Raw genomic sequence first — 24932 nt, 5'->3', positions numbered from 1 at the left:
CTATCCCCTGAGTATTTGTGCTTGGCGACTATCCTCGGGGATTGCCACTAAATCCTGCTCTGCAAACATGGTTGTTAATTTATCGGCGATGGTTTGCGCGTTATCTCCGATCAAATCGCCTTGGATCGTCACGTTTACCTGCGTGCCAGGTTGCTGCTGTTCACCCTCAACAAAACCGTCATCGTTAGAAGCGGCAAAGCTCTCTGATGGGGAACTTGCTACCGCACCGCCAGTACTCACGCCGGCATCACCAGAAGCCCCGCCGGGTGCTTTCAGCGATGACAACATGCCAGCAATCTGTACCCCTTGAGTGATAGCCCCGGCAATCATTGGAATGTTTTGTGGATACCCAATCTCTGATGCTTTGGCGATATTCTTTACGAGCGAAACCCCTGTAGAGAAAACAGCCATGGCCATTTCTGCTTTTGCCGCTTTTTGGTTGTAGGCAGCAGCGGCAGACAAAATTTGCCCAGCACCGGCAGTAAACATTTGCAATTTGGTTTTGTTGGATGCCTTTTCAAGCTTTTCGCGCTGCTTTCGATGTTTATTTTCTAAAAGGGTAAGTTTGCGCTCATAGGTGTCATGATTGATTATCTTCTTGGCGTAGGCCTGATCCAGCAGGGCCATTTCATCATCTTGCTGAACCTGCAGTTGTTCCATTTCGGTCAACCAGGAAAGCTGCAGGGTTTCTAAGCGTGCGGTGATTCGATTCCGCTCTGCTTCGGTCAGACCATCCTCACCGACTTCACGGCCTTCCCCGCCGTCATTGGCTGCCCGTGCTTGCTCTTCAGCCAGGGCGGCTTGATAGCGGGCTGTCTCGCGTTCTGAATACTCAGTACGTAATGCCTCAATGGATTCAAAACCTCGTCTCCTGAGCTCCTCCTCGGCAACCTGAAGGGCGGCTATCTGCTGTAGCTTTTGTTCGTGGTCGAGTCTTATCTTTCCCTGTTGGTTAGCCAGGAATTGATCCAGCTGGATTAACTGGGCTCCCCCGGCCTCTTCCGCCATGGCACGCTGCTGGGCTAAACGATCTTGTTCCGCCTGCTCCCTGGCAGCCGTGGCCATCTCCTCGGCCCTGCGCTCTTCCTCCTGTCGCTTTTTCTGTCCGGCTATCTGCGCATTCTGTAGCTCATCAAGCTGGGCGAGTATCTTCTCGGCTTTATATTTGTGAATTTCGAATTGAACTTGGACACCTTCGGCTTCTGCCTTGGCCATCAAGTGCTGATGCGACACTAACTGACTATGGAGCTTGGCAAACTGGTTGCGCTGCTCTTCTTCCTCAGTGGGGGCAATTCCTCGGCGCAGGGTTTCAACCACCCCGGTAAGCTTTTGAATGCCTGCTGTAGCAATACTGGTTGAACCGGTGGTTTCACTGAGGCTTTCCAGAAACTCTTCCCAGGCCTGCCCAAGAGAATCAGTGGCACCCGTCAGGCCGCCAGCTTCAGCCGCCCCAGCACCACCAACTTGTTGCTGCAGCTTCAATAGAATCATGCGCTGGGCTTCTGCCACGCGCCCCGATTCCTGCATGGTCCTGATCTGTTCTTTTTCTTGCTCGGTAAACGAAACACCCGTGCGTTTGAGCGCGGTTAACCCGGTTGTGGGATCTTCCAAAGCCTTACCAAGTTGCAGGGCTGCACTCTTGGCATCCCCACCCATCACGGCGGCAAGATCCTGACTCAGCCGGATAGCATCATCGAATACAGGCCCTTGGACGGTCTTAAAGGTGACCAATACGCCCTGAGCTTCACGAATCCCACTGACGCTCGCCAGGGTAGCGCGGGCAACCGATCGAGCCTGATCATCTAACTGCTGTGCAGTGCGGCCGCTAGCACTTCCCGTGGCTTTAAGCAGGGCCTCAATCTTAAGCTGCTGGCGTTCCATTTCCTCACCGGCGCGAATGCTCTGATACATCACCGCAGTCACACCGGCGACTCCTGCACCAAACAATGCCCATTTGCTGGCACCACTGGTCAGTAGGCTATTCAGCGCACCGACTCGACCAGAAACACCCCCCAAAGGGCCATCGATAGTGGCGACCCCTTGAGCGGCACCACGCATCGATCGGCCGAAAGCATCATTGGCCGCAGTCCCTTGCTTCATTTCGCCCTTGAACTTTTTGGTGCGGGCTCTGGCTTGGTCCATTTCCTTACGGAAACTGGCCGAGTTCATCTCCAGGTTTGCCGTTAGCGTGGCTATGGTGGCTCTTTTAGCCATGGGATCTCCAATCAGGCCATAGATTTCCAGATAGAAATCTGCTGCTCTACAGTTTTCTGTTTGCTGTTTTGATGTAGGTAGTTACTGGGTTTGCCGCCATGGGTTCCAGCCGCTATGTGGGCCTGTTGCCACTCCAAAACATCTTTGTGAAGGGGGCGGCTGCGGTAATGTTCGTACCAGTGGTCGAGCTCGGTTGAGCTCATGGAGTGGAGCATTTGAAAGTAATCAGGGCGATTAAATTCAAAGGCAAGTTGCCGAGCAAAGGTAAAGCCCGGCACTAATCTTTTTTTCCTGATTCCTCCTCTGCTTCCTCCCCTGCTTCAGGGTCTTTTGGCTCCGTATAAAGCCCCGACAATTTCGCAGCAGGCACGTATAAAGAATCGACCTCTTCTGTCGAAACACTACGGATTAAGCGGCCATAAATATCCTCCAATAAATCCTTACAGTCAGGATTCATCCAAAGAGAATAAGCAACCAATAACAGCCGAGTTTTTACATCTCCCCGGCGAAATGCCCACACATCGCCGCAGGTCTTAAACTCGATGCTTTCTGGCTCATCACCTTTAGAAAGGGGAATATCTAATGATGTTTTTTCTAAATACTCACAGCGGTGATAAGCACTCAACTCATACAGTTGAAATTCTTGACCGGCAAAGGTAACGGGTTCTTTTTTTAGTTGGAGGGGAATAGATACTTTCAAAATTAAGCCTCTGTAACTGTGGGTTTGCCTGAAATCTTAAACTTCACTGTCCGGGTAATTTGATTGTCTTTCGGTACTGCCTGCCCCCACCCGGTAATGTGGCCAACAAACTCGACGGTAGTGCCTTCCGGGTATTCAATTTTGTAATTGAAATTAACATCGGCATCGAAGTCGGCTCGAAGCGCAGTCTGGCCAGCATCAGAGGGAGCCCACTTCAGCGTTAAAGACACCTCACCGGCATCGCGCAGGCCTACCGGATCAAATTCCATATACCCGCTGGTGCCATCAATTGGCGTTACATCCGAAGATCCTCGGGACTCTTCACCCGGATCAATATCCAGCAAACCTGCAACTTGTGTATAAGCGCTGCCATCATTACTGCGGTAAAACTTTGTTTTATAGCCTTGAGCCATAACACTCTCTCCTAATTAGAAATAAAGATTTAGATCGAGACTGACGCGATAACGTTTTGTATCGTTGTCATACTCTTCGAGGTTTTTAGAGATTTCGGCTAAACCGACCTGCAGACCGAATAGGTCACCAGCAAACCCGTGCAGCGCTCGAGCTTCCTGTTCCAGGGTCTTGGCCTGCTTGTAAGTTTCTGCCCAGATATCGATTTGAACTTGGAAATAATCTGATTCGATCGTGCCATCTATCCCAAGATCACTGCGGTCTGCCACGGTTGTATATACAAGACTAGGCAAGCTGGAATCTTGAGGTAGCAACAGGGGCCGCACAGTCTCGGCGTTTAGCGACCGGAGCCATTTCACAACGTGTGTCTCAATCACTTTTGAGCAACTCTTTGGCAAATTCGTCGATCAGGCTGTTAATCACTTTCTGCTGATTGTTTTCCAACGCTGGGCGAATAAATGGCTGTGCGCTCTGCTTGGCATTGCCATACTCTTGCGCAATCGCTTTTTGATTTAAGTTATTCAGTGACCGCTTGTCTTCACCTTTTCCGCTGGTCTTCTTGATGGGTCCTACAGTGATGCGGGCAATACGATCGGCACTCTTACCCTTAGAAGAGGAGGAAGCCATTCCGATACTGTCCTGCAAATCTCCAGAGTCTTTCTTAGCTCCCCTGCGCATAGCATCCTCAACCGGTGCCATTGCTCGACGCCCTGCTCTGCGCAAAACCTTGCTTCCTGTTCTCGGGCCGAGATCCAAGAGGGCTTTGTTTAGATCGGCGAATCCATCAACCTGAAATTTGCTTTCTGTCACTGTTCGCTGCTCCTTTGCACGGCCCTGAACTCAAGATATTGATTCAGGCCCTGCAGTTTTTGAGGTGGCGAGATATCCAGTACATGACCGTCGAATATCACTCGCATCTGGCCATGAATGGATCTGGTCATAGAATTAGATCGAATGCGGATGGTGTAATGGGCCTCGCTCAACTCCTGGCCTGAAACAACACGCTCAGAGGCAGACAAGGGCATGACTTCAGCAGAACAGGTGAGATATTCGCTCCAGGTTGTTTCCTTCTCCCCATATTCGTTTTCAGTTTCAGCAGACGTTTCAAACCTCACCCGGTCCCGTAAACGAACTTTTATACGTTTATCCATCGGTACGGATCCCAAAGTAGACGGGTAGGCATTGGCAGTTTTTTCCCACCGTCGCGAGTTTCATACCAAGAACTGACTAACACCATGCCCCCAAGCTGAATCGATTTATCTAGCTGAACTGCGTTTTCGGGCGCTTCGGATAAATCGGCTTCGAATTCATACAAGGTGCGATTGCAATAGTGATTAAATACAGTCTCTGCAGCCAGGCACAATGATTCGATATATTCATCGTCATCAGTGTCTTCAACGATCAAGTGTTTTTTGACCAAGGCGAGATCGAAGATCACTGAGAGCTCTCCGGGGCTGAATCTCCCATATCAAAATCAATTTCGACATCATCAGGGACAATTTCTTCCGCAACATTTAAATCAATCAGCTGCTGGGCAAAAGCTCGGCTGAACTCCCGCTCACCTTCTTTTACCTCACCATATACAGGAGAGATGAAGCTCTTAGTTACTTTTACACGAATTTTTTCCATGGCCTTTTCTCCTACCTTAAATAAAAAAGCGGGACCAACTGCCCCGCTTTCGATTGCTTTAACTCAATCCAGTTTTTGGCTTATGAGGTCAAAGACCCATAGGCAACTGCTGCCGGTCGGTAATTAGATAGAGCTGCGCGTAGAGTCGCCCTTACCGTTACCAGATTTTTGGTGAAGTTATCATCATCAGACTCTGACATTTCAACTGCTACACCTTTACGCATATTGATTGCCGTTGCTAAATCAAAAGCCCCCACAAAGAACTTACCCGCTGCTACCGCATTGGTTTTAACTACCGGAAGACCCCAGACAGAAGCCGATACCACCAAGCGCGGGTTACCAGCCAAAAAGTGCTCATCACCACCAGTTTCCAGGTCGAGCGCAACCACATCTGAACTATTCATATAAACCGCTGAGGGCATATATTCAGAGGCTTCAACTACTCCCATAGCTCGGCGAATGCTTGCAACAGCCTTTTCATTAGCGGTTGGGGTGAAAACCACATGGTGACCAGATAGCGCTAACCCACTTAAGTTATTGCCTGTGCCATCTCCATTCAGAACCTGAGAATCCAAACGCAATTGAGCCCCATAAATTAAGCGAGTGTCCACATGTGCCGCCAGCGCAGGAGCATCCTCAATAACTTCTTTAGACAGCTTGATCCAGTGCCCCACTGAGCGCACCGGTGTACTCACCAACTCATAGGTGATAGAGGTTTCCGGCAAGGCACCACCTTCGGCAACCTCTGCGGCATTCAGAGTTACAACTTTCTCTCTCGTGTACTCTACGGCATTACTAGAGGTCGGCAGATTTGGCATAGTGCTAGTTACGCGCATACTCCGACTTGCACCAGAAATGATGGTAGTTTGACGATCTGGCGCGACCGTATCACCAGATCCCAGCAAGGTATTTTTTGCTTCATAGGTCATTTTGCTGGCCTTGCCACCAACAAAGCCTTCATAGTCTGCCGACTTGGTTAGCTCCTGCCCCATAGTCTGATATTCTGGAGTATCAGTAGAACGGGAAGCCATTTTCTGTTCGATCTCTGATACCTTCTCGCGAAGCTCTTCTGCCTCACTATTCAGGCTTTCCAGCTTGGATTTATTCTCACGGCCAAGCTTGGCATTAGTTGTCGCCTCCTCATTTGAGGACTTAATAAAGTCATCCAGTTTCTTGTCAAAATTTTGCAGAGACTTTTCGATTGATTCAGGCATAGTGATTAACCTTCCAGTTTTGCTGATATGCGGTTTAACATCTGATTGATTTCATCAACCCCGGCTTCGCCACGCGGCTCCCCCGCAAACAAAACCTTGGCTCTCTTGGTAGTTGCTTCTGCCAAGCTTTTTGAAAAGCTTCCTGCCTCCCGCAGGAAACGCTCAAAATCTCTGATTGTTTCGCACTGGTGAAGTGCGCTTTTAAATGTTCCCAGGTCTACACGTGCTTCATCATTCGCGGGATAGGTCACTACTGAAATTTCCCGCAATGTGTTAACCACTTTGATCAGACGCGTACCGTCACCTTGCCACTCGGTGTCATCATGAGATACGAGACCACCCCAGCTGAGTCCATCTACGGTGCCGTCCTGCATAGCGGCCTGAACATCCTTTGCCATGCTGATTCCACTGGTGAATTCACCATGAGCAATCAAACCCACTTCATCGGTTTCGAGGTGTGAATATTTACCTATCGGAACTGCATAGTGATTATGGTTAAAAAACATTTTTGGCTTTACGCCGGTTTCAATAACCTGATCAAAGGCACCCGCGACAACGACATCCCCGTCACTATCAACATTCCCAAACTTGCTAGCGTATCCAGTGAACTGGCTGGGCTTGCCGTTAGCAAACTTAATTTCACACTCTTCAAAACTAAGTGCTTTATGTTCCATCTGAGTCTCCAGAGTTATCTGTTTGCTGGCCAAGTTGTTCTAAGGGGGATAAGGCGCTTTGTACTGTGAGCATGTCACCACCCGGCAAAGCTGGTAGGTTTTCTTTTTTCCTGGCTTCATTCCGTGTCATTAAGCCGTTATTAACCATTTGTGAGGAGTATTCCGAACGGCCTTTGCTGTCAGCCCTGAGGAGCCCCTCAAAGGCAAATTCGATCTGGTATTTACGTCGATCCGAGATGGGAAGCAGCTTCTCCATTAGCGCTTCCTCCCAGCGAGAGAGATACGGGCGAAGATTGAGCTGATAAAAACCCAGCATTATTTGTTCAACTCCCGTGCCCCAGGTAGTTGTACCTTCTTGGTCATTAATCAAAATTGAGGGGACACCAAAGAAGCGGGCGATATCACGCATTTGAAAACGCCGAGTTTCCAACATTTGCATATCTTCAGGTTTGAGCTGGACCTGCTGATACTTCATGCCAGCCTCAAGCACCATCAATCTGTGTGCGTTTTCTGAGCCCTGAGTGAGAGCACTAAAATTTTCTCTCACTTTTTTTCGCTGCTCATCTTTGAGCACTTGATCAATAGTCAGTACACCGCCCGGCTTGCCGCCGTTGCAGAAAAACTTGCTGCTGAATTCTTCAGATCCTGTGGCAAGACCAATTGAGTTTCGAGCATATTCGAGTGGTGAAAGGCCAATAGTGCCATTGCCAAACAACCGAACATGCAAAATATTTTCTTCTGCGAAGACAGCGACATCATTACCCTCGTAATAGTGATAAACCACGGAACCATCAGGCAGTGTTTCCACATCTACCTGCTGAGCTGGCAGTGGCCAAAGGCTGATAGCCTGACCTTTAGAATCGCGATCTATGACCGCGTAGCAGTTACCATGCAAAACTAAATTGAGCTGCATGGTTTCGAACCAAACAACCTTAGTCATCCTGGCATTGGGCTTGCGCTTCAATAGCCTGGCCAAGTTGTGCCGGCTATCTTCCTCACGCTCATCACCATCAACCCTATAAATATGCAGCGGTATGCTTGCGAGGGTTTCAGTAAGGAGCCTGACGCACGCCCAGACCGCAGATATTTGAAGCGCTGTGTCTTCAGTAACCGTCTTTACACTTTCAACATTTCGCGTATCTGGTGATGATGATTGCTGCCCTTCCTGTTGAGTTGTGGCCGAACGGCCCCAGAAACTGAACCGTCTCCATATACTCATTAGTGGCCTACATTAATTGGATCGTTAAGGAAGTCATCCAGATCGGTTTCAGGCTCCTGCACCATTTGCCGACTCAGCGCCATAATTGCAGCGACTGCTGGATCTATTTTTTCGGATACTTTGGACTTATCGAATTTGATGTCCCCGGCTGCGTTAGTTACAGCCACAACATTGGACATTGCAAAAGAAAGCGCTGGATTGTTATGTCGAACTGAATCAGTCAGCACCAGGCGCAGAAGTTCTTTCATCGGAGCAGAAATTGAGCCCGTACCCTGGCCAACCTGAACCATGGGAACACCTTCCTCAATAAGATCGCTTACCAACTGAGAACTATTAAAGCGGTCAAAGGCAATTTCTTTTACATCAAAGCGCTCACACGCGGCCAATATATCCTGCTTGATATAGCTGTAATCGCAAGCATCACCAGGTGTAATAACCAAGCAGCCATGGTCTTTTAAACGCTGATAGACCTGCTGAAGCTGCCCCCCTTTATCTATTCGATTTTGGAAAGCTGCTTCGGGCAAATATGCCCTCGATATAAATGTGTGCTTCCCCTTTGAATCTTTGAAATCAAGAGTTAGCGCTGTTAAGTCTTCCACCGAGGCTAGATCTAACCCGCCATGGCAGGCCATGCCGTCAAACTCAGATTCTTCACCTTCAGTCCAGCAAGCTAAATCATTTAGCGATTCATCCCGGCACTTGTTCCAGCGCTCCATATTCATCCAGGTCGATTCACCATAAACCCAGATATTTAAGCGCTTGGTTTGAAACTCAATTTTTGCCGTGGGCATTTCCTGTGCTTTTCGGCACTGGTCCTGCATATCCTCCAGGGATACTGAGATTCCTAGATTTGGATTTGCTTTGATCCAAACCGAGGGATCTTTCCAGTCGTCATCATCATCCAGCGTGTAGATGATTCCAAAGAAAGCATCATCCTCAACAGTGCCTTCCAACACCTTGATGGCATAGCCACGCAGTTCATAGCAGAAGCTATTTTTATTTTTCCCCGCCGTGGTAATACCCCACATCACAGGCTGCCGACGCGCGCCCCTGCCGGACTCGAGCACATCCCACACGCCTGAATCACGGTGAGCGTGGACCTCATCAATAATGCCGGCATGAACGTTGAAGCCATCCATACTGTTGTAATCAGCTGCCAGCAGTTCCACCTGTGAGTTAGGTGAGTTCCTCGTATGGCAGCGAATGACATTTCTCAAGGTGGTCATTGCTTTACGCAACACGCGATCCTGCGCAGCCATCATGCCAATAGAGTCGAATACCTCTTTTGCTTGATCGCGTTTAGTTGCAGCGCAGTACACCTTAGCGCCGGGCTCAGAATCGCCCGCAGCCATATAGCCGCCGACACTGGCTAACTTGGTCGTCTTGCCATTCTTACGGGCAATCTCTTCATAAACCATGCGGAAGCGACGCCTGCCATCTGCTTTCCTAAGCCAGCCGAAAACATTGGCATTGATAAAGCATTGCCAATCACTCAGGACAATCGGAGTTCCAGCCCACTCGCCTTGATAGTGCTTGCAATACTGATAGGTGAATCGAAAAACTTTTGCGGCTGCATTCTCATCGAAGATCAGCCCGCGCTCGCCAGCCGTTTCTAGGTCGCGATACCAGCGATCGACCGCTAATCGCACATATCTGCACGCTGGTATATCTCCAGAGCGCACCTGCTCGGCATATCGGTACGCCCTATCTAGCCATTCTCGTGAGGGGTCAGCCAGCTTTGAAACTGGCATAGGTTATATCTCCAATTCTCCCTGATCCGGGTTATCAACTTTGAAATTCTGTCGCGCACGAACTGTGACCCCAAACTGCTTGGCCAACTTTTCATATTTGCTTGAATGCCTTTCCCACTGCACAGCTTCCGGGGCCAACTGCATGTAACCGCTAGGGGTTTTCTGATATTCGGTGCCGCGCTCTTGCAGCTTTTCTTCGGCCTCTTTCATTCGCGCATAAGAGGTGCAGAGAATCGCCAAGGCACCTTGGTCGATCTTTGCAATCAGTCCGGCCTTCTTTAGTTCCGCACAAAGGAAGCGGTAATGCTTTTTAGCTTCTTTGCTCAACCAAGCCGGACAAGGTGGTGCTTCGCAGGCAATCCCCTGAAAAAGGGTTCCACCCTCTGGAGGCTTTTGATCCTGCTTTTCTTCCGGCGGCCTTAATGGAACCACATTGTCATTTTGCACTTAGCTACTCCCCAGGGATTTAATACCCCCCCCCCTAAAAATTTACCGGTAATAAACGCGTGTCTAGGGCGGCGGTGTCGGGATTTTTCCCTTTAGAGATTCGACCCACCCCTCCCCCTAGCGCCGCCACCTTCCTGCGCTGTCTTTCGAGCATGGCAACGGGTGCACAACCACTGCAGATTAGGTAATTCATCTGTTCCACCTTGAGACTTCGGGATAATATGGTCACAGCAATTACCCTCAGTGATTAAGCCCATGGCAGTGCAGCTTTCACACAAGCCGTTAGCCTCCACTTTGCACAGCTCACGGTTGCGCAAATACTCTTTGCTCTTGTACCTACGATTGGCCTGCTTACCCAAGCGCCGTTGATACTCTCCCCAGTTGGTCACTAGATCCTGATGGGAATCACAATAGCCATTTGAATTACTGTGAGCCCGCTTGCACTTGCGGCATGGACGTTTGGCCTTAACCGGCATCGCTATCCTCACCCCGCTTCATCTGCTCACGCTTCAACTTAATATCCTGATGACGGTAATAAGCAAATACAGCAATGGAAAGCAGGCCGGTGGTGAATGCACCGTAGGTAATTACATATTGCTCAAACGCTGATGCCACCTGAGCCGTCACACTACCCACTCCCGCAATCCATATCATTAGCCGCTCCATTGCTGTATGTGCTGCATCAGTTGGACTCATTGAACCGCCCTCTTTACTGCGCCTTTTACCGCAGCCAATGGCTTCATGATGTGCTGGCTGATTCCATAGGAACCGAAGAAGAAAATGATCACTGCCGAGAAAGCACCGAACATCAACATCGACCCAGCAACAGACCAGATAAACTTCGCGTACCCAGAATCCCACGGCCAAACCACCACAGAGGCCATCACTAAAAACATCTCGATACGAATAATGGCCAAGGCCGCAAAGCGTCTGGTTAAGCTGCGCTGAGTATTCTCACTCGCTGTGCTCGCAACATGCGCCACCACCGTATCGATCATTTGCTTACGGGCCTCTGAAGCATGGCGAATTAATTCCTTTGCATCTTCAGCGCTTTCTTGATCGGTATAAGACAAGCCATTAATCCACCCACCTGCCCGCACCAGCAACCCGTTATCCCTATCGAGAATATCGTCTACAGGTTTAGCGTTACTGCTAAACAGCGATTTCACTCCAGACCAAATACCCATCACGGATACTCCGGCACATAGTGCGTAATTGTTAGATCAAACTCAGGCGGCAGCAGCTCTCGCAGCTGCTGCATTGCCCTGCGGGATTGCATCACCCACCAGCCACCGGGAGCCAGGCCAGAACCAATACCAATACAGCCCTGTACATCCGCCGAATAATTAGCGGTGTGGATCAATATTTTTGTGCGGCCAGGGACTTCCTGAAGCTCCCACACATTGGGAAACCTGAGTGAGTTATAGGGATAACAGGAATAAACCCCTTCAGGAATACAGCTCTCGAACGGACGATTCCCCAACCACGGGCGCTCTACCGTATAAAACACACAGTCGCGCACTCTCAGTCGCCCCAATGTGGCATCTGGCCCATAGGCGAATCGTTGCAGATTGCAGTTCATGAATTTCCGCTCGCAGAGCTAAGGAATAAAAAAACGGCGCCCACAAGAACGCCGCCAAGTACAGGTGATGGAGCAATGAAAAATAGAAAGTCAGAAACGAAAAAACCCGGCTGGGGGAGCCGGGTTTCTTCTTATCCACCTATGGCAGGTTGCCTACATTTAATATTTTATTATCACGAATGTAAACCCCTAACTTAAAAATATTTACGCCACTCTTGGACCTTGCGAACCAAATAGCTCCACATCTAATAAAACATGGGCAGCATCAAGGTGGCGATAATAGGTAGGAACTGAAACACCAGCCGCCTTCGCTTTACCCTTAGCAGATAGGCCCTCCCGTAAATACTGCACTTTTACTACCTGCCTAAGAATCTCTGGCAATTTGCGCACAGCATCCTCAACCTCCATAGGCTCCTCATCAATTAACACCACTGGCCCCTTGCCTCGCTGCCCCTGGCCGCGGCCTGCGCGCATATTGGCGGTAATTCTTCGAGCCCTGTAGGTTATCGGGCTCACCCGTATCTCATTGGTCCACTGGCCAGAAGATGAAGAGTTCACACCGTTCTCCATAATCGCAGCCATTGGCGACTTATATTGCCGCGCCATACTCCCAATCACCTGAAGCGCCCAATCAAGCAAACGTTTCTCAACTCGATCAATCATCACACCCCTCCTCTGGAAAAATACCTGAAATTAACTTCCCGTATATATCCGTATATCTCCCGTACAATAAAAAAAACAGGTATACGGCTCTACAGACCGCATGGTTACTAAGGTTTTCACACTTCCCGTATACCCGTAATACAGAAACCCCTCACGCGCAGAGAAAAAATAAATACCGAATTAAAAATAAATACTGCCGCAGTAATTGCGCGCGTGCGTGCGCGCACGTAAGAGGGATACAGGTATACGGGAAGGGCTAGAATGCTAGAAGTGACGCGGGCTGCAGAGCCGTATACTGTATATTTATCATGTACGGGAGCCCAACGGGGGTATACGGGAATCATGCGGCCTCCTCGTGAAGTGCACCAACTTCATCACGGAAAGCTTTAACACAATCAGACAACCACTCCTTTTGAGTTTTACCTGCAGGCACGGAATGTAACAGGAAAAAGGTTCCTTGTACTCCTTTCTTAGGCTTGGTATTGAATCCGCCAGGATTATCATACTCTACCCTGTTTCTCTTCTGCACTCTTGCAGCCATAGCCTCAGAAAAACGATTCATATCCATTTGATGAAACCCACCCGCACGGCACCATTTCCTATACACGGAATATAGATCCGCAGTCAGGCAAGTATGAAAAGGGGCCGCTGTCTCTCCCGCCTTCCAAGCCCTAAAAAATACTTCCCAGCTAGGCAAACCAAAGCTAATCAACCTTTCCTTGGCATTAGTCATAGGCGGCTTGGTGCGAGTATCAAAACCGCTCAGGTTCCACTCCAGTAAGAACTGATAGAAGGCGGCGGCACCACCGTTTTCTAACTCTTTGCCTACACCTTTCTGCAGATCCAAAGGCAAGGTCTTTAAAGGCCACACCACCAAGAAACGGCGATCCATAGGCTCTACAGGAAACGGTAAGACCTCATTCGAGAGGAAAACGCTATTCATGTAATTTGCCTCTTCCCAACCAGAGACAAATTTTTTCTCAATTCGGGTAGTGGCACCGGTGATCATCTGCTTGATATTGCCGGTTTGGGAATACTTCTTATCTCGCGAAAAGATCTCCTCGAACACGCCCCACAGAAGCGAAGACTTCCAGTCTGTGTAGGCACTTTCTATCTGATGCTGACCTAACGTAGCGCTGTAATCCCCATAGATTTTCCGCATCACGCCGTCAAAGAACAGTGACTTACCAGAACCATGAACATCAGAATGCACCAGCAAAGCCGTATCCATCTTAGATCCAACGTATTGCAACGGATATGCAAGCCAGCTAACCATCCAACGCCAAACAGCTTCATCTTCATTGCAAAGATGATTCAATAATGCGCGTATGTTTGCACACTTCTCCCAATTCTTTTCAGGGTTCAGAGGCAGTTTCTGGAATGTATTGATGTGCGTCTTCGGGTCTGCCCTGCGAGTAGGATCAAATACCACATTCCTATGCGGCACCATCTTCCGATCTGGGTGCCGATACCAAATATCATAAGCATCAGGCGAAATATGCTTAATCACCTTTAATGGCATCCTTTCCCAATGCAAACTATCCCATGCCTCTTCTGTACCCTCCAACAAGGTGAAGCGCTTCAACAGATCGCCCACTCCCCCGGCCCCCTTGCTGGCGGCCTGGCGCGCAGAAAGGAACTTATGCACATCGCTCTCAAGCACCTTGCGTTTATCCGTGGCAGCCATAAACGCCTTAAACACTTCTGGCCCCACCTCAGCCTTAAAAGCTGAAGATTTAAATTCCCTGTGTTGATGCTCATCCCACACTTTGGTCGTGCCAGAAATCAAAGCGAAGCGCTTTTTCGCATCTTCCAGAGTAATTTCGCGCGCCTCTGCCGTTAAAGAGGGTACGGGAGAATCAATAAGCTCATTTGGTTCAGAATATTCAGGAGGAACATCGTCAATAGGTGGAACATCAACAGGCCCCGAGGAATCATTAACAACCGAAGCGGGCGCCTCAATCGATGGGGAGCGGGGGAAGACAACCACATTCTCCATAAAAGCTTCCCACTGCCGCCGCACCTCCCCTAATCCATAACGACAATGAATATCATTAAAATCAAATCCCTCTGTTTTACACTTACTCACGCGGCGACTTCCTCCATTTCTTCCCGCAGAGAGGGAATCCACACAGAGGAACCACCGACAGCTCTCGCAGCGGCATTAGCCTTTTCTACACCGTCATTCACCTCCAGGTGCAAATCATTATCTGCAGCAAAAACCAAGTGCTGATCAGGAAAGCGTTCGCGGACTAGCAGAGCCACCGGCATCAAATTGCCACAATCGAAGCAGATCAAAACCGGGCAGTTTGTGGCTTCATGAGCGCTGGCACCAGTAGAAAAGCCTTCAACCAATATCAACGGCTTGCGAGAATCCATCTGCCCCAGCAAAGCATACAGCCCCGATTTCCTCCCGTTGCGTAGAAATAATTTCTTACCGGTTGGCGTGATGATTTGTAGATTCCAAATCACTCCATCAATATCAGTCATTGGAATCGCAAAATAGCCACTTTTGAAATAATGGAACTTCGGGCGTCCCTCTTTTGGCTGAGCAAAGAACTTAGATATTTTTTCCTGCCCCTCAATCCGCTCTAAATGATCTTCCCGCTCAATTAGCAATAATGCGGAGCGGAAAAACCGAACGCCGTGAGAACCGATTTTTTTACTCCCCAAGTATTTACTGCGTCCTGTCGGTTTAAGTTCCGACCAAATTGCCTGTGCCTGCTGTCTTACAGCTTCATGCCAGGCTGCAATCTCGGCTTCTTCCCTGCGGACATCCTCAGCCCGCTGCTTTTCCCTCGCTGCTTTCTCCTTAGCCCAGGCCGCCTTTTCCTCTGGTGTTAATTCCCGGCTTTCAAACTTGTAACCACCCTCTTTCGCCCTAGCGAATAGAGAGCCGATACCAACACCACCGGCAGACCTTTTAAAACTTTTCCAGGTACTTTTCGCCGAGCGAGGGCAATAGTTATCGGCCTGCTGGCTCCATTCATCCCAGGTATCAAAGGCCGAATCGCCAAACTCCGCCTTAATCGCCATACCCATTTCAACCCAGGTATCACGCACGGCATAATCGAGAACAAACGTGAGCGCACGGCGCACATCATCCATAGTGCACTGTTCGTACATTGAGAATTCCCCCTAAAACAGAAGCGCTCAAGGCGCAATGACATGAAAGCCGGTCTTTCCCGGCTGTCAGCGGTCTTTCCCGCCGTCTTCTAAGCGGGCCGGCTCAGGTCTCGCACCGGCCCATCCTGTGGGTATTCGATAGAGCCCTGTACAAAACCCCATATACCGCAATGAATTAATCCCAACCTTCTCTCACCGTAGAATGGCAGGACAATAAAATGGGGATTTGAAAATGATCGTTATTCTGGTTTCACCCACAAACCCGTATGGGCTTAACTTGCCCGCTGGACTTCTGGAGTTCCTTGCTGATCAGCAGCAAGTGAAAGCTCGGCAAGCTCCGGGCAGAGGGCAACAGCGCGAATCGCCCCACCTGTCAGCTGCTCAGCACGCAACGCAGCCACAGCTGGAACCCGAGTTTTTCCTCTCAGCCAATTACTGACAGTGGGCTGCTCAACGCCCAAAGCCTTGGCCGCCTTCGCTTGGGATTTGAAGAAAGTCACCAAGTCTTTTACTGCCCCGCATACCTCTTTAATGTTGTCCATGGGTGCTCACAATTTACAGTTATCCGTAGGTTCTAAGGCGAGAATATAAGAAACGTTATATTTCAGTCAATAACAAATTGAATTAGCTGAGACTATAAGAAAATTTATAATATGATTGATAAGCCGCTCAATCAGAGGTGGCGAAAACTAGATTCATTGAGGGAATCCGTGACCGATTCGATCCAAAATCGACTAAAAATTGCTAGAAAGGCAGCAAAGCTCAGTCAGGCCGAAGTGGCTCAAGCCGCGGGTATTACTCAACCTGCCTATAGCCAACTTGAGAGTGGCAGAACCCGCAAGGGCACCTCTCTCATCCCTATCGCACGGGCCCTAGGAGTTGACGCCCATTGGCTCACTAGTGGGCGAGGGAAAATGCTTGGAGAGAGTATCGAGGACATTCGCTTGAGAAACCTTCAATTGGAGATCGATATCCACGGAGAAGAAGCGATCAGCCAAAAGCTGGAGAGCGTTATTCCTGGCGGGCTCCAGCAAGTGCTTGATGGCAATATTTCAATTTCTAACCGTTTGGCTCGGCGAATCGAGCCTCCACTTCAACAACCCCAGGGCTGGCTTGACTGCCCCCATGATGCAATCGCCGATGCCATAGGTTTTGATGATGATCATTTTGGAGACCTTTTTGAAGAGAGTGACGAACCTCCTGAAAAGCCTTTAAGCAAAGATTTCATTGAACTGGTAAAACTCATCAAAGAAAAAATCCAGGACGGTTCACTGGATCATGACGTTGCCCAACTTTTAAAACAAAACATCGAAGTAATGACTAGAAAGAAATAACCCAAAAACCACAGTTAAAACAATAAGTTATCCTAGCGCTAAATTCGCTAGGATCTATTGATCCACACCCAGCTCGCACCACACCCTCTCCGCCCCAATTTTACTCCCCTCAAATCAATAAGATTTATTAAGCGCCATTTTATAAACTTTTTTATTGACTGCAATTATAACGTTTCTTATATTTTGCCCATCAACCAAGGACAGGGCACTCAAATGGACACCGCCAAGCACCTCAGACCACTGGCCCCACGCCAGGCCGAAGCGCTGACCCATCGCGCTCGCGGGCTCTCCAATCGCGAGACGGCCCAGGCCATGCAGTGCTCAGTCACGAACGTAAGCAACCTGCTGGCCGAGTGCTTTTACAAGCTCCACGCCCGCAACAGCACAGACGCAGTGGCCAAAGCGGTAAAGCACGGATTGATTCAATTCGTGCTGCTCGCCTGCGTACTCAGCGGCATCGGTGCCGATGCGCAAGACCAATTACGCACCCGCTTCCAGCGCCGCCCCACAGTTCGAACCATACGCATCCGCAACAACCGGGAGGGTATCGCATGACCGCCACCGTGTTTGTACATCCAACGGCCATGAGCAAAAACGATGTTGATCGCCTCAAGCACCGCATCGATATCGCCAACGCCCATCACAAGGCGCACATCCGTTTAGTGCAGCCAAAACCCACTTTTGCACGGCCAACGCACCACAACGACTGGCCACCATTTGGAGGTGATGCCGCATGAATACTTTCAGCCCAACCCAGAGCGTGGAAACCCTGCTCCGTGTTGCCAACGGATACTCCGGCGCGAGTGAAATAGCCGCACAGGTTTTGCTTTCAGCCTGGAATAGCAGTGATTTTGCAGTCCCCGTTGCCAGCCTCTCCCTGCTAGATGGCGACAACTACGAACACGCAATCAACGTGATGAATCTGCGCTACCACGGCAGAGCACCGCAAAGCGTAATTGCAGACGGCGATAAAAAACTGAATGCCCTCTACCGAGAATGGAATCACCTGGAAATACAGAGGAAGGAAGCAGCGTGAACGACAAAGAATTTTCCCCACCGGATTACAGAGCCCACGCCTTTCTGGAAAAAGGCGTCCATCACATGCGCGACCGCGCCGAGCAGCGCGATAGCGAAACCGGCGAGCGATCTATGGCCAAAACCGTAAATGCTTTTAACGCGCTTTACGGACACCACCTCACCGAGGAAGAAGGCTGGATGTTTATGGTGCTGCTCAAACAGGCTCGCGCAAGCAGCGGCCTATTTGTAGCAGACGATTATGAAGACGGCGCAGCCTATTTCGGCCTAGCCGGCGAAGCCGCCGCAAAAGCCAGAGCCGCATAATGAGTGAATTCAGCCGAATCTTAGAGCTGTACGAAGAACTGCTGAACAAGGTGAAGCTGCAAGAAATTCAAATTGAGAGACTGCGCAAACAAATCGCCGCACTCTCCGAAGCCATCCAGGGCCAAGCCCAACAACAACAGAATCAGGAGGCAGCGTGAAAAAGGAAAAACTGTTCACTGTAACCCAAGCTGCGCGAATGCTTTGCATGGGGAGAAACAACCTGCTCAAACTTCTGCGAAATAACGGCTTTATGTACAGCAGTGTATCCATGCGCAACTCACCAACAAAATGGGCCGTAGAGCAAAGACTGCTCCAACCAAAATCCACCGAGTTTTTCAGGGGACCGGTAAGAGTTGAGCACATCACCGCATTAGTTACACCTAAAGGCATGGTCTGGATTCGTGACCTAATCGAAGAACAAACCAAGCCGCAAGCTAGTTAAGAAAGGAGTCCTTACAGAGCATGAATACAACACAAGTTGAAAAGCATTTAAGTCTTCTAGGCATGAAATGCCAGGACAAGGTAACAGGGTTAAAGGGCGTAATAGTAAATATAGGCTTTGATCTTTATGGGTGTGTTCAAGCAATTGTACACCCAGGTTTGAGCGCGGATGGTAAACCACAAGAAACCATCTGGTTTGATATTTCACGCCTTGAAATAACCAGCAAAAAATCAGTTATGGAACGCCCTAATTTTGAATATGGGCCCATTGCCGAAGGCCGAAAGGGGCCAAGCGAAAAGCCCTTAGAAAGCAAGTACTAAAACTTAACCGCGCCCCAGGCGCATCAGTCAGCTGTAACCGTTAGGGCTGCCGGTACGGAGCCCAATTTTAAATTAAAACTTGGAGCATCCCATGAGCACAAACGTCACCCAGGTATTTGCCGATTTGGACGGCGGAGTATTTATAGAAAAACTAGCCCACATCCTCAGCGATGTTGCCGGCGCCGTTACTGATCACGAGAAAAAGGGTGAGGTCAGTATCAATCTGAAATTATCCAAAATCCAAAACAGTGATCAGGTTCAGATTGAGCACACCTTGAAATTCAAAAAGCCGACCATGCGCGGCTCCATTATCCAAGACGACGCCACCTCAACCCCAATGTACGTTGGTACAAAAGGCGCCCTCAGCTTCTACCCCGAAAAACAGCCACCGCTGTTCGATAAAGAGAGCAACGGCAACGTGGCCAAGCTTCAAACCAACGGCTAACAAGAAGCCATAGCAACCTAACCCAGCAACCCAAAAAGAAAATAAGGATTTATCGATGACCATGGACCAAAGTGCAGTAAAGGAAATCAAGGAATCACAGACAGCCGCCGAATTGGCGAAGGTAATTGATCAGGCCAAGCTTTCCACTCCAGCAATGGCAGCTCCCAAAGACTTCCAGATTCTCAACCTGGAAAAATATCAACAGGGCCGCACACGCTATCGCGGGAAAATGGAAACTACATCGCTTGAAGATTTCGAACAGTATTGCATGGACTTCGGCAATATGAGTGCCAAGTGTTTTGTTGACCCCGAAAGCATGACCGCGCAAACAATTTTCAACTTGGGAACCACCCAAGAACCCGGCCACGCCGACTTCTCTGCAAAATTGCGCCTAATTAAAACCGCTGAATTCAAGGCATTGTTACAACTCAATGGCGACAGGTGCTCACAAAAAGCCATGGCGGAATTTATGGAGGATTACGCCGAAAACATCCTTTGCTATACCGCCGAGGGAGAAGCGATCAATACCAGCAAAGCCATTGCCGCCGTACGCCGCCTCACTATCGAATCCTCTCGCAAAGAGGATCACGCCGTTGACGACTTTAAATCTAGCCGAAGCGCCTTGGAAAATATCGAAGCCCGCAGTGATGAGGGTTTACCGGCAGGGTTCAAATTCGAGTGCACCCCCTACAACGGCTTGGAATCCCGTAGCTTTGATCTGCGCCTATCCATCCTTACCGGCGGAGACGCTCCACGCCTTACGGCCCGCATTAAACGACTAGAAGCCATACAGGAAGCCATGGGCCGAGAGCTACAGACACACCTCAGCTCAGTGCTGGTTCAGTCCCAAATGAAAACTTATATCGGTGATTTCGCCGCGTAGTTTAGGACTGTCCACAATAGCCAACCGGGCCGCAGGTACTGGGCCCTAATACAGGACCAAGATCCAATGAAACCATACGCCCTATTTTATGGCACCTACAACCTTGAGATGGGTGGCGTAATAGATTTTAAGCAGTCATACCACTCAGAAAAAGAAGCCTTTGAAGCGGCAACACAAATTGCCAAAAACGATATTTTCACCAGATGGGTACAGATATTCGACAAGAAAAAAGACACCGTAAAGATTTACAGCGTTGTGGATAGAAAGCTAAAGGAACGGAAAGATAAGACTTGCCCTGCAGGGTTATTCGAAACCGCCCAGCCAAAAGCCTGTTGAAAATTAAATACTGACCCAAGCCCGCCCAGTGCGGGCTAAGTGGGTAGAGAACCTGATAAATGAATAAAGGGGATATTTGAGGTGGACACCACTATTTCATGCAAACGCTGCGGAAATGTAATTCAAGAACGACCCGTCCCTGCATGGTGTGACCAATGCCACTACCCAGGCATTGAAGATGAATATCGAGAAATGCGCGCCCTTATCGAAGAAGGTTATTCGTATGCGGATGCAGCTGTGCGCAGCGGCTACGTAGGAGCAGAACACTTCTGCGGGGATGATTAAATCAACCAATTCCAAGCTTCACCAGCCCGCCCAGTGCGGGCTAAGTGGGTAGAAGCAATTAATAAATAAACTCGGGGGATACCATGACAAATTTTGTATCAGGAGTAACTCGCCATATATGCATTGATATCCAAGGTGCATTGAGGAAATCCGATAAGTGGCTAGATGGGATTTTGCAGGATGCTAAAACCGGGAGAGAAATGTCTCCAAATGAGGTACGGCATTTTCTTCATAAACAGCAGGATAAAGGACTTAGCTACTATAGCGGCTGCGACAACATGGACTCCTCTGGACGCTGCGCAGGACACCCACCAGAGGAAGAAAGCAGTGGCCAAGCGTAAACCCCGCAAACCCATGAGCAAGCAGGCCCAACACGCCCGCCTGGTAAACCGCTGGCTGCCCGGCTTAGTCCTCACCGCCCGCAGCAGTACCGGCCTGGATACCGATGGCGATCCGGTTTTGTCCATCAGCCATCGACGCCAAGGCGGAGCCGTTGGCGATATAGCCCGCGCCAAGCTGCAGCACGAAATCCTCAACTGGCAACACCACTGGCTGGTAACGGTTTTTGTCGAGTGCAAAACCCCAGAGGGCGAATTCTATACCGACTCCACCGAGTTCGAAGCGCGTGGAGTCCGCCTAAACGATTTGGCTGAACTGGTGCGCCCTGAACTGGACAATATCCAAAACCAAGCCAACCCCAACCACTACAAAGACCACGGATGGCAGGCGGAGATACTGCCTAACCGCAAGCAGGAAAGGAGCGCTGCCTAATGAAAGAGAAACCTATTCTATTTAATGGGCCCATGGTGCGCGCAATTCTGGATGGCCGTAAAACCCAGATGCGCAGGCTGATAACACCGCAACCAGTTACTTTCCGTCACGGGAAGCCATTCACCTGCGCGGGACTCCCAACCACCCCGATAACTTGTCCATATGGTGAACCCGGTGACCGCCTATGGGGGCGTGAGACATTTGGTTATGAGGTTCGCTCATTGGGAGGCACGCCACATGAACAGATCGTCTATCGAGCCTCTAAACCAGATGCCGTACGCTGTTATGACTGCAATGGTATGGAACAACCCATAAAATGGAAGCCATCAGTCCACATGCCCCGCTGGGCCAGCCGTATCACCTTAGAAATAACTACCGTTTGCGTTGAGCGTATTCAGGACATCAGCGAGGCAGATGCAAAAGCCGAAGGTTTGCGCTGGCATAGCCTCTACCGGGAGTGGGGCGGTGTCGAATTACACCCCGATTCTCGGCCGAACCTGCCGCAGTGGCGCTGGTATGACAACCCCATCGAAGCATTTAAAAACCTGTGGGAATCCATCAACGGCGCTGGCAGCTGGGATCAAAACCACTGGGTATGGGTAATTGAGTTCCGCCGAGTAGAGCAGCAGGCGGAGGCCGCCGCGTGAAACTCTGGCAATCCCTCACCGGCATCGCCGCCCTAATCTTCTGCGGCACCAGCCTCGCGTTTACCGTACAGCTGTGGATATCCATGCCCGCAGGTCTGGGCGGGCAGCTGGTGGCCGGTGCCACTGCGGTGGCCCTGGAGCTGTGCAAGTTCAGCTTCGCCCCGCTGGGCCTTTGGTTGCGCAGCCAGGGCCAGGCCAGTGGCTATGCCCTACTCTGCCTTTGGCCCCTGCTGGTAGTAATCAGCATTGTTGCAACGGTCGGATTCCTCGCCACCCACAGCGAGGAACAGCAACAGCGCAGCACCCGTAACAGCCAGGAATACCGAGCGTTGCAACAGCAGCTCAACAGCCTGCAACAGCAGATCAACACCCTAAACGGCCTGATCAACACCGATGCCAACAACGGCTACCGCCAGCGCGCCCTTAATACCGCAGCGCAGTTATCCACACTGGAAACTGAGCGCACCCAGCTGATCGAGAAGTTATCCACCATCGGCCAAACCGCCAATACACACAGCGCCTTCAACAGCCTCGCCAACATCCTAAACGCAGACCCCGCGCGGCTTCAGCATATCGGCTTCCTCGCCCTGGCGATCATCACCGACATAGTGGGACTGGTCGCGTTACTAGCGTTTAACGCCGCTGCAACGGTTGGTAAACGCGTTTCACAACCGTTTCAACAGCCCGAAACAGCTGAACAACGGCCAGAACACACCAGCCACCTGAGCAAAGAACAGCAACAACTGGCGCAGCGCATCTGCGCCGGTGAATTCGGCAACCGCCCAGTGTTGCGCAACATCAGCAACAGCATCACCGGCGGATACAGAACCGTTAAACCCGTTTTCGACGCCCTGCAACAGACAGGCGCACTCACACGCAACGGCCAGGGTTTTGCCCTGGTGCAAGGCTAAAAGGAAAGGAGACCATCCAAGATGAGCGAACTAGAAAAAATTGTCGAGACAATCACCGAAGCACTACGCGGAGCCAATGCACGGCTTTGGACCAGTGAGGATATCGCAAGCTATTTGAGCTGTAGCGAGACAACAGTATTTAGGCTGTCTGCTAAACCTCAGTTCCCCGAGCCGGTCAAAATACCTGGCGTGAGTGGGCGTAGGTGGGTTTCTGAGGAAGTCCGAGAATGGGCCAAGAAACAAAGGCCCTCTAGAAGATCTGGGCCCGGTAGACCAAGAGCAGTAGCGTAGCTACCGTGGATATTCATTGCGCCTAGAGCAAGGTTCAATCTAGGCGCGATGCAATTTCTGTGGCAGTCGCATTGTAATAAACCATTAAAGAGCGCGGGTCTCGATGCCCCACCATACGCGCCAAATCCAATACATCGAGTTTTCTGGCTAACCGGGTTAAAGCTTCATGCCTGGAATCGTGAAAGCGCAAATCCTCAATCTCAGCATCTATTCGAGCACGGCGAAAAAGAACACTAGCCACATCCCGCCCGACTTCCAAGAAACTTCCCGAGCTATCCGCCACCATACTAAACAGCTCCAGCGCTCGCCGGGATAGCGGAACGTGCCTTTTGTCCCCGTTTTTTGAGGTCTGCACAGTGACAAATCGCCCCGGTAAATCCAGATCAGCGCGCGTTAATGCCAGTATCTCTCCCAGCCTTAGCGCTGTCTCTAACGCTACCAGAAACGCCCATGCCACTTCCTGGCTTCGGGTTTGAGGTGCAGCCTCTCGCCAATCCAGGGCTCTTAGGATTCGATCTCTTTCATTATCACTAATACGGCGGTCCCGTGGGCGTGGGTCTTTCGGTCGTTCAAGCCCTTGGATTGGGTGGTGATCTAAAAGATGCCACTCGCGCAAAGCATAGCGACACACAGAGCCCAGTAGATTGATTTCGCGGTTTACTGACCCCGCAGATACGGAGGCAAGGCGTCTATCTCTAAATTCAGCAAAGTGCTGTGTCTTAAGATCTGATAGCGGCACTTGCGATATTGGATCGGCTAGAAGCTTATTGAGCCTGATCGTCTCCCATCTAGCCCCTGCCCTGCCTGGTGATACTGTTTCAGCAAAACGCTGCATTAGGTCACCAAAAGTTCCGGCCTGTGGCTTCCCGTAGGTTCCCTGTCGTATCTGAAATTCTGTATCCTGTGCCCATTCCTGAGCCTGTCTTTTAGTGTCAAAGGTGCCACTAACAGAATGACCTCTTAGCCTTATTTGAGCGCGCCATGCTTTACCGCGTTTAGCTAACGTCGCCATGCTCCCTTACTCCCTGGTGCAAATCTGGTGCAGTATTTTGCTACTAGCTGCAAACCGCTGACAACCACAAAGGGAAAATAAATCGTAAATATTCAATAAAATCAATAATTTGGAGCTGACTGGCGCTCATAGCCCCTATGAGGAAAAGTGGCCCTAAGTCCTCTCCTGGGCACCAATTCCAAAAAGGCTGACTCGAAAGAGTCGGCCTTTTTTCGTTGCGGCTTATGTAAATCTTACCCACGAAAAGTCCCCAGATATTTCCAATACAAACGCCCATAAAAAAA

Annotated in this window: 40 protein-coding genes; 17 read left to right on the top strand and 23 right to left on the bottom strand. The window is 50.1% G+C overall.

Going from position 1 to position 24932, the window contains the following annotated elements; genetic code table 11:
- The 22 genes from ACJJI0_RS17060 to ACJJI0_RS16955 all read right to left on the bottom strand — a co-directional run bounded on the left by ACJJI0_RS17060 (nucleotide 1) and on the right by ACJJI0_RS16955 (nucleotide 16172).
- Nucleotides 1-2214, bottom strand: coding sequence for a phage tail length tape measure family protein (locus ACJJI0_RS17060; RefSeq protein WP_444883527.1), 2214 nt, complete (start codon nucleotides 2212-2214; stop codon nucleotides 1-3).
- A gap of 11 nt (nucleotides 2215-2225) precedes the next feature.
- Nucleotides 2226-2492, bottom strand: coding sequence for a hypothetical protein (locus tag ACJJI0_RS17055; RefSeq protein WP_444883526.1), 267 nt, complete (start codon nucleotides 2490-2492; stop codon nucleotides 2226-2228).
- Nucleotides 2492-2914: a phage minor tail protein domain-containing protein gene (locus tag ACJJI0_RS17050; RefSeq protein ID WP_444883525.1), complete on the bottom strand. Its 423-nt coding sequence runs from the start codon at nucleotides 2912-2914 to the stop codon at nucleotides 2492-2494. Before ACJJI0_RS17050 ends, ACJJI0_RS17055 begins: the two co-directional genes overlap by 1 nt.
- 2 nt (nucleotides 2915-2916) lie before the next feature.
- A complete protein-coding gene (locus ACJJI0_RS17045; RefSeq protein WP_444883524.1) occupies nucleotides 2917-3327 on the bottom strand; it encodes a phage tail tube protein in 411 nt (136 codons plus the stop codon).
- Between the two features lie 15 nt (nucleotides 3328-3342).
- The gene (gene gp17, locus ACJJI0_RS17040; RefSeq protein ID WP_444885945.1) at nucleotides 3343-3651 is read right to left on the bottom strand and encodes a tail completion protein gp17; all 309 of its coding nucleotides are present in this window, start codon (nucleotides 3649-3651) and stop codon (nucleotides 3343-3345) included.
- Nucleotides 3652-3694: 43 nt separating this feature from the next.
- The gene (locus tag ACJJI0_RS17035; RefSeq protein ID WP_444883523.1) at nucleotides 3695-4135 is read right to left on the bottom strand and encodes an HK97-gp10 family putative phage morphogenesis protein; all 441 of its coding nucleotides are present in this window, start codon (nucleotides 4133-4135) and stop codon (nucleotides 3695-3697) included.
- Nucleotides 4132-4476, bottom strand: a complete 345-nt coding sequence (locus ACJJI0_RS17030) for a phage head closure protein (protein ID WP_444883522.1) — start codon at nucleotides 4474-4476, stop codon at nucleotides 4132-4134. The genes ACJJI0_RS17035 and ACJJI0_RS17030 overlap by 4 nt, the downstream gene beginning before the upstream one ends.
- On the bottom strand, nucleotides 4461-4763 hold the full coding sequence (locus ACJJI0_RS17025) for a head-tail connector protein (protein ID WP_444883521.1): 303 nt from the start codon (nucleotides 4761-4763) through the stop codon (nucleotides 4461-4463). The genes ACJJI0_RS17030 and ACJJI0_RS17025 overlap by 16 nt, the downstream gene beginning before the upstream one ends.
- Nucleotides 4760-4954 carry a hypothetical protein gene (locus ACJJI0_RS17020; protein ID WP_444883520.1) on the bottom strand — a complete coding sequence of 65 codons (195 nt, stop codon included), beginning with the start codon at nucleotides 4952-4954 and terminating at the stop codon, nucleotides 4760-4762. The genes ACJJI0_RS17025 and ACJJI0_RS17020 overlap by 4 nt, the downstream gene beginning before the upstream one ends.
- Before the next feature lie 80 nt (nucleotides 4955-5034).
- Nucleotides 5035-6168: a phage major capsid protein gene (locus tag ACJJI0_RS17015; RefSeq protein ID WP_444883519.1), complete on the bottom strand. Its 1134-nt coding sequence runs from the start codon at nucleotides 6166-6168 to the stop codon at nucleotides 5035-5037.
- A 5-nt stretch (nucleotides 6169-6173) separates the two neighbouring features.
- Nucleotides 6174-6842, bottom strand: a complete 669-nt coding sequence (locus ACJJI0_RS17010; protein ID WP_444883518.1) for an HK97 family phage prohead protease — start codon at nucleotides 6840-6842, stop codon at nucleotides 6174-6176.
- Complete coding sequence (locus ACJJI0_RS17005) at nucleotides 6832-8061, bottom strand: phage portal protein (protein WP_444883517.1); 1230 nt, start codon at nucleotides 8059-8061, stop codon at nucleotides 6832-6834. Before ACJJI0_RS17005 ends, ACJJI0_RS17010 begins: the two co-directional genes overlap by 11 nt.
- Nucleotides 8061-9812, bottom strand: coding sequence for a terminase large subunit (locus tag ACJJI0_RS17000; RefSeq protein WP_444883516.1), 1752 nt, complete (start codon nucleotides 9810-9812; stop codon nucleotides 8061-8063). The genes ACJJI0_RS17005 and ACJJI0_RS17000 overlap by 1 nt, the downstream gene beginning before the upstream one ends.
- A 3-nt stretch (nucleotides 9813-9815) precedes the next feature.
- Nucleotides 9816-10259, bottom strand: coding sequence for a phage terminase small subunit P27 family (locus tag ACJJI0_RS16995; protein ID WP_444883515.1), 444 nt, complete (start codon nucleotides 10257-10259; stop codon nucleotides 9816-9818).
- A gap of 92 nt (nucleotides 10260-10351) precedes the next feature.
- Nucleotides 10352-10516, bottom strand: a complete 165-nt coding sequence (locus ACJJI0_RS16990) for an HNH endonuclease (protein WP_444885944.1) — start codon at nucleotides 10514-10516, stop codon at nucleotides 10352-10354.
- 208 nt (nucleotides 10517-10724) lie between these two features.
- Nucleotides 10725-10955 carry a hypothetical protein gene (locus ACJJI0_RS16985; RefSeq protein ID WP_444883514.1) on the bottom strand — a complete coding sequence of 77 codons (231 nt, stop codon included), beginning with the start codon at nucleotides 10953-10955 and terminating at the stop codon, nucleotides 10725-10727.
- Complete coding sequence (locus ACJJI0_RS16980; protein ID WP_444883513.1) at nucleotides 10952-11446, bottom strand: hypothetical protein; 495 nt, start codon at nucleotides 11444-11446, stop codon at nucleotides 10952-10954. The genes ACJJI0_RS16985 and ACJJI0_RS16980 overlap by 4 nt, the downstream gene beginning before the upstream one ends.
- Nucleotides 11446-11841, bottom strand: a complete 396-nt coding sequence (locus tag ACJJI0_RS16975; RefSeq protein ID WP_444883512.1) for a DUF5675 family protein — start codon at nucleotides 11839-11841, stop codon at nucleotides 11446-11448. The genes ACJJI0_RS16980 and ACJJI0_RS16975 overlap by 1 nt, the downstream gene beginning before the upstream one ends.
- 204 nt (nucleotides 11842-12045) lie before the next feature.
- Nucleotides 12046-12504 carry a hypothetical protein gene (locus ACJJI0_RS16970; RefSeq protein WP_444883511.1) on the bottom strand — a complete coding sequence of 153 codons (459 nt, stop codon included), beginning with the start codon at nucleotides 12502-12504 and terminating at the stop codon, nucleotides 12046-12048.
- Nucleotides 12505-12844: 340 nt separating this feature from the next.
- The gene (locus ACJJI0_RS16965; RefSeq protein ID WP_444883510.1) at nucleotides 12845-14593 is read right to left on the bottom strand and encodes a DUF5906 domain-containing protein; all 1749 of its coding nucleotides are present in this window, start codon (nucleotides 14591-14593) and stop codon (nucleotides 12845-12847) included.
- Nucleotides 14590-15630, bottom strand: coding sequence for a PriCT-2 domain-containing protein (locus ACJJI0_RS16960; protein ID WP_444883509.1), 1041 nt, complete (start codon nucleotides 15628-15630; stop codon nucleotides 14590-14592). The genes ACJJI0_RS16965 and ACJJI0_RS16960 overlap by 4 nt, the downstream gene beginning before the upstream one ends.
- Nucleotides 15631-15902: 272 nt before the next feature.
- Nucleotides 15903-16172, bottom strand: a complete 270-nt coding sequence (locus ACJJI0_RS16955) for a transcriptional regulator (protein ID WP_444883508.1) — start codon at nucleotides 16170-16172, stop codon at nucleotides 15903-15905.
- Nucleotides 16173-16283: 111 nt separating this feature from the next.
- On the opposite strand from ACJJI0_RS16955, the gene ACJJI0_RS16950 reads away from it, so the two are divergent.
- The 17 genes from ACJJI0_RS16950 to ACJJI0_RS21955 all read left to right on the top strand — a co-directional run bounded on the left by ACJJI0_RS16950 (nucleotide 16284) and on the right by ACJJI0_RS21955 (nucleotide 23636).
- The gene (locus ACJJI0_RS16950; RefSeq protein WP_444883507.1) at nucleotides 16284-16964 is read left to right on the top strand and encodes a type II toxin-antitoxin system RelB family anti-toxin; all 681 of its coding nucleotides are present in this window, start codon (nucleotides 16284-16286) and stop codon (nucleotides 16962-16964) included.
- A gap of 57 nt (nucleotides 16965-17021) precedes the next feature.
- The gene (locus ACJJI0_RS16945; RefSeq protein WP_444883506.1) at nucleotides 17022-17519 is read left to right on the top strand and encodes a response regulator transcription factor; all 498 of its coding nucleotides are present in this window, start codon (nucleotides 17022-17024) and stop codon (nucleotides 17517-17519) included.
- The gene (locus ACJJI0_RS16940) at nucleotides 17516-17701 is read left to right on the top strand and encodes a hypothetical protein (protein ID WP_444883505.1); all 186 of its coding nucleotides are present in this window, start codon (nucleotides 17516-17518) and stop codon (nucleotides 17699-17701) included. Before ACJJI0_RS16945 ends, ACJJI0_RS16940 begins: the two co-directional genes overlap by 4 nt.
- Entirely contained in the window at nucleotides 17698-18000 is a 303-nt protein-coding gene (locus ACJJI0_RS16935) for a DUF7673 family protein (RefSeq protein WP_444883504.1), read from the top strand. Before ACJJI0_RS16940 ends, ACJJI0_RS16935 begins: the two co-directional genes overlap by 4 nt.
- Entirely contained in the window at nucleotides 17997-18305 is a 309-nt protein-coding gene (locus tag ACJJI0_RS16930) for a DUF6378 domain-containing protein (protein ID WP_444883503.1), read from the top strand. Before ACJJI0_RS16935 ends, ACJJI0_RS16930 begins: the two co-directional genes overlap by 4 nt.
- Entirely contained in the window at nucleotides 18305-18463 is a 159-nt protein-coding gene (locus tag ACJJI0_RS16925; protein ID WP_444883502.1) for a hypothetical protein, read from the top strand. The genes ACJJI0_RS16930 and ACJJI0_RS16925 overlap by 1 nt, the downstream gene beginning before the upstream one ends.
- A complete protein-coding gene (locus ACJJI0_RS16920; RefSeq protein ID WP_444883501.1) occupies nucleotides 18460-18747 on the top strand; it encodes a phage antirepressor KilAC domain-containing protein in 288 nt (95 codons plus the stop codon). Before ACJJI0_RS16925 ends, ACJJI0_RS16920 begins: the two co-directional genes overlap by 4 nt.
- Nucleotides 18748-18767: 20 nt before the next feature.
- Nucleotides 18768-19067, top strand: coding sequence for a hypothetical protein (locus ACJJI0_RS16915; protein ID WP_444883500.1), 300 nt, complete (start codon nucleotides 18768-18770; stop codon nucleotides 19065-19067).
- 91 nt (nucleotides 19068-19158) lie between these two features.
- Complete coding sequence (locus ACJJI0_RS16910; RefSeq protein WP_444883499.1) at nucleotides 19159-19512, top strand: YfdP family phage-associated protein; 354 nt, start codon at nucleotides 19159-19161, stop codon at nucleotides 19510-19512.
- 55 nt (nucleotides 19513-19567) lie between these two features.
- Nucleotides 19568-20395 (top strand): DUF2303 family protein, encoded by an 828-nt coding sequence (locus ACJJI0_RS16905; protein WP_444883498.1) that lies wholly within the window; start codon nucleotides 19568-19570, stop codon nucleotides 20393-20395.
- 66 nt (nucleotides 20396-20461) lie between these two features.
- Nucleotides 20462-20731: a hypothetical protein gene (locus ACJJI0_RS16900; protein ID WP_444883497.1), complete on the top strand. Its 270-nt coding sequence runs from the start codon at nucleotides 20462-20464 to the stop codon at nucleotides 20729-20731.
- A gap of 81 nt (nucleotides 20732-20812) precedes the next feature.
- Nucleotides 20813-21016 (top strand): hypothetical protein, encoded by a 204-nt coding sequence (locus ACJJI0_RS16895; protein ID WP_444883496.1) that lies wholly within the window; start codon nucleotides 20813-20815, stop codon nucleotides 21014-21016.
- Nucleotides 21017-21099: 83 nt separating this feature from the next.
- Complete coding sequence (locus tag ACJJI0_RS16890; RefSeq protein WP_444883495.1) at nucleotides 21100-21357, top strand: hypothetical protein; 258 nt, start codon at nucleotides 21100-21102, stop codon at nucleotides 21355-21357.
- Nucleotides 21344-21787 (top strand): hypothetical protein, encoded by a 444-nt coding sequence (locus tag ACJJI0_RS16885; protein ID WP_444883494.1) that lies wholly within the window; start codon nucleotides 21344-21346, stop codon nucleotides 21785-21787. The genes ACJJI0_RS16890 and ACJJI0_RS16885 overlap by 14 nt, the downstream gene beginning before the upstream one ends.
- A complete protein-coding gene (locus tag ACJJI0_RS16880; RefSeq protein ID WP_444883493.1) occupies nucleotides 21787-22434 on the top strand; it encodes a hypothetical protein in 648 nt (215 codons plus the stop codon). Before ACJJI0_RS16885 ends, ACJJI0_RS16880 begins: the two co-directional genes overlap by 1 nt.
- Nucleotides 22431-23345, top strand: coding sequence for a hypothetical protein (locus ACJJI0_RS16875; RefSeq protein WP_444883492.1), 915 nt, complete (start codon nucleotides 22431-22433; stop codon nucleotides 23343-23345). Before ACJJI0_RS16880 ends, ACJJI0_RS16875 begins: the two co-directional genes overlap by 4 nt.
- 21 nt (nucleotides 23346-23366) lie before the next feature.
- Nucleotides 23367-23636, top strand: coding sequence for a helix-turn-helix transcriptional regulator (locus ACJJI0_RS21955; protein WP_507021903.1), 270 nt, complete (start codon nucleotides 23367-23369; stop codon nucleotides 23634-23636).
- A 34-nt stretch (nucleotides 23637-23670) separates the two neighbouring features.
- Here the strand turns inward: ACJJI0_RS21955 and ACJJI0_RS16870 are convergent, their stop codons facing one another.
- Entirely contained in the window at nucleotides 23671-24648 is a 978-nt protein-coding gene (locus ACJJI0_RS16870; protein WP_444883491.1) for a tyrosine-type recombinase/integrase, read from the bottom strand.
- Nucleotides 24649-24932: the final 284 nt, after the last annotated feature.

The sequence above is a fragment of the Microbulbifer mixtoriginis (SeqCode) genome, from assembly GCF_052466695.1.
Note: the sequence above shows the minus strand (reverse complement) of the source record. Positions and strands in the feature narration are given on the sequence as shown.